The sequence below is a fragment of the Collinsella aerofaciens genome, assembly GCF_040920445.1.
Classification (GTDB): Bacteria; Actinomycetota; Coriobacteriia; order Coriobacteriales; family Coriobacteriaceae; genus Collinsella; species Collinsella aerofaciens_BH.
Map to the genome: position 1 here is coordinate 6,011 of NZ_JBCOTQ010000050.1, position 2,078 is coordinate 8,088.

3 protein-coding genes are annotated in these 2,078 nt (G+C 61.3%); all 3 read right to left on the bottom strand.

Annotation, left to right across the window (positions count from 1 at the left end; genetic code table 11):
* Window positions 1–187: exopolysaccharide Pel transporter PelG (gene pelG, locus AB5405_RS08015; protein ID WP_368138116.1), on the bottom strand; the 187-nt coding region annotated here is incomplete at its 3' end.
* A 3-nt stretch (window positions 188–190) separates the two neighbouring features.
* Window positions 191–1,618 (bottom strand): GT4 family glycosyltransferase PelF, encoded by a 1,428-nt coding sequence (gene pelF / locus AB5405_RS08020; protein WP_368138117.1) that lies wholly within the window; start codon window positions 1,616–1,618, stop codon window positions 191–193.
* Window positions 1,615–2,078, bottom strand: a 464-nt coding sequence (locus AB5405_RS08025; RefSeq protein WP_368138118.1) for a DUF2194 domain-containing protein, incomplete at its 5' end; no start/stop codon positions are given. The genes pelF and AB5405_RS08025, both read right to left, overlap by 4 nt.

Genomic DNA, 2,078 nt, shown 5'->3' on the forward strand with positions numbered 1-2,078 from the left:
CCAGCAGATCTTGGTTGCCACGGCCCACACCCCACAGACCGCACAGCACCAAGATACCCACCTGGAGCAGCACGCCCAGCAGCATGGGGCCCGTGCACACAATGCCGGCGTAGCCATAGGCGCGCATCGTGGCAAACAGACCCTTGCGCCTAAACAGGCGCTTGAGCTCAAAACCGATTCCGGCCACCGGCTACTCCCCCTCTCTGGGCAGGTCAAACGCTTGCGCCGTCTCGTCGTACAACGCGCGATAGTTGGCGAGCATCTGCTCGTGCAAGAAGTACGTGGCAACGCGACGCTGGCCGCGCTCACCCATCTCGATACGCCGGGCGCGGCTCGCACACATGCGTTCCATGGCATCGGCCAAGCCCTTGCGATACATAGGCGGCGTCACAAAACCTGCCACGCCAAAGTCATCACCCGGGGCGCCTTCGAGCAGCTCACGGCAGCAGCCCACCTCGGTCGTCACGCAGGGACGGCGCGCTGCAAGCGACTCCAGCACGCTGAGCGGCTGGCCCTCGGAGATACTCGTCAAAATGGTAAAGTCGAGCTTTTCCATGTACTCGACCACGTTGACGCGGCCGGTAAAAATCAGGTCGCGCACGCCCAGGGTTTCGACCAGCGCGTGGCACTCGGCGCCGTACTCCTCGTCGTCCACGCCGCCCATGATGTGCAGGCGCACCTTGGGCAGGCGCTCGTGCAGCTCAAAGAAGGCATAAATCATGGTCTTAACATCCTTTATGGGCGCCAGGCGCACCACCGCGCCAATGTCCACCCAGCCGTCATCGGGCTTTAAGGGAATGCCCTTAAAGCGATCGAACTGGATGCCGTTGGGGATGACCAGGCATTTGTCCGCATCGCAGCCCATATCAATCTGCGTCTTGCGGGCATTATGGAACAAACTCGTCACGCGGAAGGCGCGGCGGTAGATCTCCTCCGAAAGCAGGTAGAAAAAGCGAATCCAGCGGTCCTTAAACGACGGCACCACCCAGTCGGCGCGAATGATCTCTTCCTCACGCTCGCGGGTGTAGATGCCGTGCTCGGTCAGCAGTACCGGCGCATGGGAAACGCTCGAGCCCAGGCAGGCGAGCAAGCCGCCGTAGCCAGTCGAGATGGCATGGTACACATCGGCCACCGGCACCTCGCTGCCCAACAGGTAGAGCACGGGAAGCAACATGGAGCGCATGGTGTGGAATGCATCGGCAAAGGGCGTGTAGGGGTACTCGGCCAGGCACACGTCGCGGAAGATGTCCATAAACGTTCGGCTCTGCAAAAACGAGAGCGGATGCACGCGACGGCGCTGGAAGATATCGAACAGCACGTCCCAGTCCGGATTGGAGAGCGACACCAGCCGACGTAGCGCCTCGCGCTCGCGGTCGTTAAAACTGGCTTCATGTTGCTCGCCCGAAAGCCGCAGGGCATCGTCCAAGAACACCTCGTGCACCTCGACCACGTTACCGGGCAGCTCGTAGACAAACTTGCCGCGGTCGGCAGCATGTGCGCCGATCACCCATAGCACAAACTCGTGCTCGGGCATGGCCTGGATATAGCCATGCATCCAGGTAGATACGCCGCCATGTACATAGGGGTAGCAACCCTCGAGTACCAAGCAGATCCTCATTTGTCGCCACCCTCCTTGCGCTCGATCGTCACGGTCTTATCATTTGCCTTGAGCAGATACAGATTGCCCGTAAGGTGCGTCAGTTCGCCACCCGTCACCGCACCCGGCTCGCCATTATTGGCGCGGAACATGAGCCACGCCTCGTCGTGGAAATTGCCCAGGCTGAGCGTCCAGGCATCCGCACTGGTATCCACGCTCACCGTAACCGACGAAAAGCGCTGGATGGCACCGGAGCACTCCGACGCCGTCTGGTGCCGCAGGTCGGGCGCGGATTTGGTAAGCCACTCCAGGTAGTCGACCAGGCCGCCCTTGTAGACCTCCCAGCCCTCCTTGGCGCCACGATCGGGATCGAGCAAGTCGTCCGGGTGCATAAAATGCGTGCTCACGTAGTGCATGTTGAGCTCGGACACGGCTGCCAGGCGCATATAGGAATCGTCGACCATGCCGCCCGAGACAATAC

Bases quoted from the DNA above. Each gene is read 5' to 3' on its own strand.
- pelF (WP_368138117.1), bottom strand. From the start codon at position 1,618: ATGAGGATCTGCTTGGTACTCGAGGGTTGCTACCCCTATGTACATGGC.